The sequence below is a fragment of the Falsiroseomonas sp. RANM36 genome, assembly GCF_056682175.1.
In genome coordinates this window covers 553,562-560,062 of the sequence record NZ_JBWXTD010000004.1, presented here as the reverse complement: position 1 = coordinate 560,062, position 6,501 = coordinate 553,562, and the positions used below count along the sequence as shown (strand labels likewise).

Here is a 6,501-nt window from a genome sequence, read left to right as displayed (position 1 = left end):
CTGAAGCGCGCCTATTGGGATGCGATCGACGCGCCGAAGCCGGCGGATGCGCCGAGCATCGAGAGCGCGACGGGCCTCGGGGGGGGGGGGGGCCCCCCCCCCCGCCGGCCGCCCCTATTCGGCCTTGCTCCCGGTGGGGTTTGCCATGCCGCCCCTGTCGCCAGGGGCGCGGTGGGCTCTTGCCCCACCCTTTCACCCTTGCCGCGGGAGGGCTTTCGCCCTGCCGCGGCGGTCTGCTCTCTGTGGCACTTTCCCTGGGCTTTCGCCCGCCGGCCGTTGGCCGGCACCGTATCCCCGTGGAGCCCGGACTTTCCTCCAGCGCGGTGTCGCCACCCCGCCAGCGGTCGCCCGGCCATCCGACGCCGCCCCGCATGTCGCCCCGCCGCGCCCGCGGGTCAATGGCGGGCCGTCAGACCGCCGCCGCCACCGCGTTCAGCCGCGCCAGCGTGCCCGCATCCGCGATCCCGTCCACGCGCTCCGGCCGCCAATGCCGCTGGAACGCCCGCACCAGCACGTCTGGCGGCAGGTCGGTGCGGTAGCCGATGCGGCCGAGCAGCGTGAGCGGATCGCCCGCCGTCGCGCCGTCGCGTTCCGGCCAGAGCCCGACGCCGTTCGCCGCAAGGCCCCGCCAGTCGAACAGTTCGCCCGGGTCCTCCTTGCGGTCGGGCGCGACATCGGAATGCGCCACCACGTTGCGCGGCGGGATCGGGTGGCGCGCGAGGATGCCGAGGCAGAGATCGCAGACCGCGGCCATCTGCAGCGCGGGGAAGGGGCGATAGCCCCATTCATGGCCGGGATTGACGATCTCGATCCCGATCGAGCGGCCGTTGAGCAGCGCATGGCCGCGCCAATGCGAGATGCCGGCGTGGAAGGCGCGGCGCTCCTCCGGCACCAGGCGGAAGACCGTGCCATCCTCCTCGACCACGTAGTGAGAGGAGACGCGCGCCTCCGGGTCGCGCAGCCGCGCGATCGCCTCGGCACCGCTGCGCATGCCGGTGTAGTGCAGGATCAGCGTGTCGATCGGCACGCCCGGCGGGCGGTCGTCCTCGTTGGGGGAGGGCAGGTCGCGGACGCGCAACGGCGTCACAGCCCCCGCTGCCGCTTGATCCTATCCCACGCGGCGTTGATCTCCGCGACCTTGCGCGTCGCGCGATCCACGAATTCCGCGGGCACGCCGCGCGCGGCAAGGCCGTCCGGGTGGTTCTCCCGCATCAGCTTCCGCCAGGCCAGGCGCACTTCCTCGTCGGACGCCGCCGGGGACAGGCCCAGCACCGCATAGGCGTCGTCGGTCCGCTGCTGCTGCTCGACGCGCGAGCCCGACTGCCCGCCGCCCTTGCAGCGGTCCCAGGCGGCATGGTCCAGGCCGAAGCGCAGATGGATGCCCTGCAGCACCGGCAGCTCGCCGCGGGTGATCGGGCCGTCGCTGCGCGCGATGTAGAACAGCGCCGCCAGCACGTCCTCCAGCATCGCGCGGTTGTCCGCGAAGGCCTCGCCAAGCCGCTCCGCGAAGGGCTCCCACCCCTCGGCGTCACGCCGCGCCTGGTCGAACATCTGCCCGACCTCGCGCAGGTTCTCGGGCGGGATGCGGAACATCGCCTTGAAGGCGTCGATCTCCTGCCGCTTCACCGGCCCGTCCGACTTCGCCAGCTTGGCCGAGAGCACGATCACGCTGATCGCGAACAGCGTCTCCTTGTTGCCGAGCAGCGCGGCCATGTCGGCAGCACCCGGCCCGATCCGTCCCGGAATCGCGCCCTGGTCGGCGGCGTGGCCAAGCGCCGCGCCGACCACGGCACCCAGCGGGCCGCCGGTCAGGAAGCCGCTCACACCGCCGATGATCTTGCCCCAGACGCCCAATCCGCCTTGTCCGTTCGTGCTGCCGAGCCCGGTCCTAGCATGCCGCGGCGGGCCGCTACAGGTCAGGGGCGTTGACGGAACCGCCCGCCTGCCGACAGAAGCGCCCGTTGCGCCACAAGGAGATACCGCCATGGCCGGCTGGCAGTTCTGGATCGACCGTGGCGGCACCTTCACGGACATCGTCGCCCGCGACCCGCAGGGGCGCCTCTCCACCCGCAAGCTGCTGTCCGAGAATCCGGAGCGGTACCGCGACGCCGCGGTGGCCGGCATCCGTGCCTGCCTGGGCCTTGGGCCAGGCCGGGGTGATGAGACGCCGATCCCGCCCGGCACGATCGAGGCGGTCAAGATGGGCACCACGGTCGCGACGAACGCCCTGCTCGAGCGCAAGGGCGAGCGCGTGCTGCTGCTGGTGAACAAGGGCTTTGCCGACATGCTGCGCATCGGCAACCAGGCCCGCCCGCGCCTCTTCGACCTGAACGTGAAGCTGCCGGAGCTGCTGCATGAGCGCGTGGCCGAGATCGGCGGCCGTGTCGCGGTGGACGGCACGGAGATCGAGGCGCTGGACGAGGCCGCGGCCCGCGCGGCGCTCGGCGAGGGGTTTGCCGCAGGCATCCGCGCCGTCGCCATCGTGATGATGCATGCCTGGGCGCATCCCGCGCATGAGCTGCGCCTCGGCGAGCTGGCGCGCGAGGCCGGCTTCACCCAGGTCTCGCTCTCCCACCAGGCGAGCCCGCTGCCGCGCATCGTGCCGCGCGGCGACACCACCGTGGTGGACGCCTATCTCTCGCCGATCCTGCGCCGCTACGTGCAGCAGGTTTCTTCCGAGCTTCCCGGCGTGAAGCTCTATTTCATGCAGTCGAGCGGCGGCCTGGCCGAGGCCTCATCCTTCCAGGGCAAGGACGCGATCCTCTCCGGGCCCGCCGGCGGAATCGTCGGTGCGGCCAGAACCGCAGAAATGGGCCAGCTGAGCAAGATAATCGGCTTCGACATGGGCGGGACCTCGACCGATGTCGCGCTCTATGCCGGCGAATTCGAGCGCGCCTTCGAGACGCAGGTGGCGGGCGTGCGCATGCGCGCCCCGATGATGGCGATCAACACCGTCGCCGCCGGCGGTGGCTCGATCCTCTCGTTCGATGGGGCGCGCTTCCGGGTCGGGCCGGAAAGCGCGGGCGCGGTGCCCGGCCCGGCCTGCTACCGGCGCGGCGGGCCGCTCACCGTGACGGACGCGAATGTGATGGTCGGCAAGGTCCAGCCGCGCCACTTCCCGGCGATCTTCGGCCCCGGCGGCGACCAGCCGCTCGACGCGGCGGTCGTGCGCGAGAACTTCGCCGCGCTCGCGCAGGAGATCGAGGCCGCGACCGGCACGCGACAGTCGCCCGAGCAGGTCGCCGAGGGTTTTCTCCGTGTCGCCGTCGCGAACATGGCCAACGCCATCAAGCAGGTCTCGATCCAGAAGGGTCACGACGCAACGCGCTATGCGCTGCAATGCTTCGGCGGCGCGGGTGGCCAGCATGCCTGCCTCGTCGCGGACGAGCTCGGCATGGAGACCGTCTTCATCCATCCCTTCGCCGGCGTGCTCTCGGCCTATGGCATGGGGCTCGCCGACCAGACGGTGATCCGCGAGGCCGCCGTGGAAGCGCCGCTCTCCTCGGCCGCGCTGCCGGATCTCGCCGCGCGGCTGGATGCGCTGGAAGCGGCGGGCCGCGACGAGCTGGTCCGGCAGGGGGCCGCGCGCGCGAAACTCGCGGCCGCGCGGCGGCTGCATCTGCGCTACCAGGGCACCGACAGCTTCCTGCCCGTGCCCTTCGCCGACCATGCGACGCTGGTCGCGTCCTTCACGGAGGCGCATCGCCGCCGCTTCGGCTTCGCCACGCCCGAGCGCCCGGTGATCGTCGAGGCCTGCGTGGTGGAGGTGACCTCGCCCGGCGAACGTGTGGACGAAGCCGCGTTGCCGCCGCGCGCTGCAGGGGAAGACATCCCGCGCCTCGATACGGTGCGGCTGTTCAGCGGGGGCGCGGCGCATGACGCGCCGGTGCTGGATCGCGAGTCGCTGCATGCCGGCGACCGCATCCCGGGCCCCGCCCTGATCCGGGAGGCGATCGCGACAACCGTGGTCGAGCCCGGCTGGACCGCCGAGGTCACCGGGCTGAACCACCTCGTCCTGCGGCGGACGGAAGCGCGCGCGGCGGCGAAGCTCGCGGACCTCGCGCGCCCCGACCCGGTGATGCTGGAGCTGTTCAACAACCTCTTCATGAACATCGCCGAGCAGACCGGCGCGGTCCTGCAGAACACCAGTCTTTCCGTGAACATCAAGGAACGCCTGGACTTCTCCTGCGCCATCTTCGACGAGACGGGTCGCCTCGTCGCCAACGCGCCGCATGTGCCCGTGCATCTCGGCGCGATGGGCGAGAGCGTGCGCACCGTGATCCGCTCCCGCGCCGCCACGCTGAAGCCGGGCGACGTGGTCGCGCTGAACAACCCCTACAATGGCGGCACCCACCTGCCCGACATCACGGTGATCACGCCGGTCTTCGATGAAGACGGCCGAAAGATCCTGTTCTTCGTGGGCAGCCGCGGGCACCACGCCGATGTCGGCGGGCTGACGCCGGGCTCGACGCCGCCGGGCTCGAAGACGCTGGAGGAGGAAGGCGTCGTCATCGACGATTTCCTGCTCGTCGACGGCGGCACGATCCGCGAGCGCGAGTTCCGCGACCTGCTGGCCTCGGCGAAGTATCCCGCGCGCAGCCCCGACGTGAACCTCGCCGACATCAAGGCGCAGGTCGCCGCAAACGAGAAGGGCGTGCAGGAGCTGCGCCGCGCCGTTTCCGAATTCGGCCTCGACACCGTCCGCGCCTACATGAAGCACGTCATGGACAATGCGGAGGAGAGCGTCCGCCGCGTGCTCGATCGCCTGCAGGACGGCAGCTTCGAGACGACCATCGACGATGGCACCCCACTCAAGGTATCGGTCCGCGTATCTCGGGAACATCGCCGCGCGGTGATCGACTTCACCGGCACCGGCCCCCAGCGCCCCGACAACTTCAACGCCCCCGCCGCGGTCTGCCGCGCCGTCGTCCTGTATTGCTTCCGCTGCCTGGTGGGGGAGGACATCCCGCTCAACGATGGATGCCTCGTGCCGCTCGAGATCGTGGTGCCCGACGGCACCTTCCTCTCGCCCAGGCCCGGTGCGGCGGTGGTGGCGGGCAATACCGAGGTCAGCCAGATGACCTGCAACGCGCTGCTCGCCGCGCTCGGCGCCTGCGCCTCCGCCCAGGCCACGATGAACAACCTGCTGTTCGGGGATGCGGTTTACCAATACTACGAGACGGTTTGCGGCGGCACCGGCGCCGGTCCGGGCTTCCCCGGCACCTCGGCGGTGCAGACGCACATGACCAACACCCGCATGACGGACCCCGAGGTGCTCGAACTCCGCTACCCCGTCCGCCTCGAGGAATTTGCCATCCGCCGCGGCTCCGGCGGCGCCGGGCGCGGGCGGGGCGGCGATGGCAGCCGCCGGCGCATCCGCTTCCTGCGCCCGATGGAGGCGGTGATCGTCGCCTCGCGCCGCACCGTCGCGCCGCATGGCATGGAAGGCGGCAGCCCCGGCGCGCCCGGCCGGCAATGGGTGGAGCGGGCCGACGGCACGATCCTCACCCTCAAGGGCCAGGATCGCGCCGCGCTTGCCGCCGGCGAGGTGCTGGGCCTCGAAACCCCCGGTGGCGGCGGCTGGGGCGCGAAGCGCGCGGAATGAAGCGCCTCGGCCTCGCCTTCGGGCTTCTTCTGCTGCTGGTGCTGGCCGGGCTGTGGCTCGGCCCGCGCTTCGTGGACTGGGAGCCCTGGCGCGAGCGCCTGGCGCAGATCGCCACCGACCGGCTCGGCCGGCCCGTCACGCTGGACGGCCCGGTCGAGCTCGCCTTGCTGCCGAGCCCCGTGGTGCGCGCGGGCGGCGTCACCATCGCCGCCCCCACCGATCTGGCCGGAGAGGCCGCCTTCCAGGTCAGCGCGCGCATGCTGCGTGTCCGGCTCGACCTCGTCTCGCTGCTCGGCGGCCGGCTGCAGCCGCGCGAGATCGCCCTGGTCGGCGCCGAGGTCACGCTCCCCTGGCCGCCGGGGCCCGTCCTCGCCTTCCGCCCGCCGAGCTGGATCACCGAACTCGATGCGGAGGTCGAGGATGCGCGCGTCCGTCTCGGCGACGCGGTGCTGGAAGGGGTGACGGCGCATCTGAGTTCCGGCGGCGCGGCACAGGCGCTCGAGATCTCCGGCACCTTCGCCTGGGCCGGCCGTCCGGCGCGCTTCGCCGCCACGCTCGGCCGCCCGGGATGGGACGGCATCGCCCCGGTCGAGATCTCCCTGGCCCTGCCGGAGGCGAGCGGCCGCGCACGTGGCGTGCTGGTGCCCGATGGCGGCTTCGAGGGGACCATGGAGATTTCCGGCCCCGACCTCTCCGCCCTGATCCCGAGCCCGCCCGGCGCCTTCCGGGCCGCCGGCCGGCTGACCGCGACGGCCGACCTGCTGGCGGGCGACGACCTCAGCATCGACCTGGCCGGCGCGGTCAGCCGGCCGGACGCGCCATGCCGAGCTTCAGCATCGGGTGGCGCCGCGCGTGGCGCGACAGGCGAAGACGCTGCGCGGCACGGCCATGCCGGC

4 protein-coding genes and 1 other RNA gene (1 of these 5 running past the window's edge) are annotated in these 6,501 nt (G+C 72.4%); 2 read left to right on the top strand and 3 right to left on the bottom strand.

The genetic code is table 11. The features are described from left to right. The 3 genes from rnpB to AC1MIR_RS16455 form a co-directional block, all read right to left on the bottom strand. Positions 1 to 360: RNase P RNA component class A (gene rnpB, locus AC1MIR_RS16465), an RNA gene on the bottom strand; it reaches 226 nt to the left of the window's first position. A 49-nt stretch (positions 361 to 409) separates the two neighbouring features. After that, positions 410 to 1,087 (bottom strand): N-acetylmuramoyl-L-alanine amidase, encoded by a 678-nt coding sequence (locus AC1MIR_RS16460; protein WP_480029265.1) that lies wholly within the window; start codon positions 1,085 to 1,087, stop codon positions 410 to 412. Further along, a complete protein-coding gene (locus tag AC1MIR_RS16455) occupies positions 1,084 to 1,854 on the bottom strand; it encodes a TerB family tellurite resistance protein (RefSeq protein WP_480029264.1) in 771 nt (256 codons plus the stop codon). Before AC1MIR_RS16455 ends, AC1MIR_RS16460 begins: the two co-directional genes overlap by 4 nt. A 130-nt stretch (positions 1,855 to 1,984) precedes the next feature. On the opposite strand from AC1MIR_RS16455, the gene AC1MIR_RS16450 reads away from it, so the two are divergent. Together AC1MIR_RS16450 and AC1MIR_RS16445 are read left to right on the top strand one after the other, a co-directional pair. Then, positions 1,985 to 5,605 (top strand): hydantoinase B/oxoprolinase family protein, encoded by a 3,621-nt coding sequence (locus AC1MIR_RS16450; protein ID WP_480029263.1) that lies wholly within the window; start codon positions 1,985 to 1,987, stop codon positions 5,603 to 5,605. Further along, positions 5,602 to 6,501, top strand: a 900-nt coding sequence (locus AC1MIR_RS16445) for an AsmA family protein (protein ID WP_480029262.1), incomplete at its 3' end; no start/stop codon positions are given. The genes AC1MIR_RS16450 and AC1MIR_RS16445, both read left to right, overlap by 4 nt.

What these genes read in the sequence shown, in the direction of transcription:
- AC1MIR_RS16450 (WP_480029263.1), top strand. Translation starts at nt 1,985, where the DNA reads ATGGCCGGCTGGCAGTTCTGGATCGACCGTGGCGGCACCTTCACGGAC.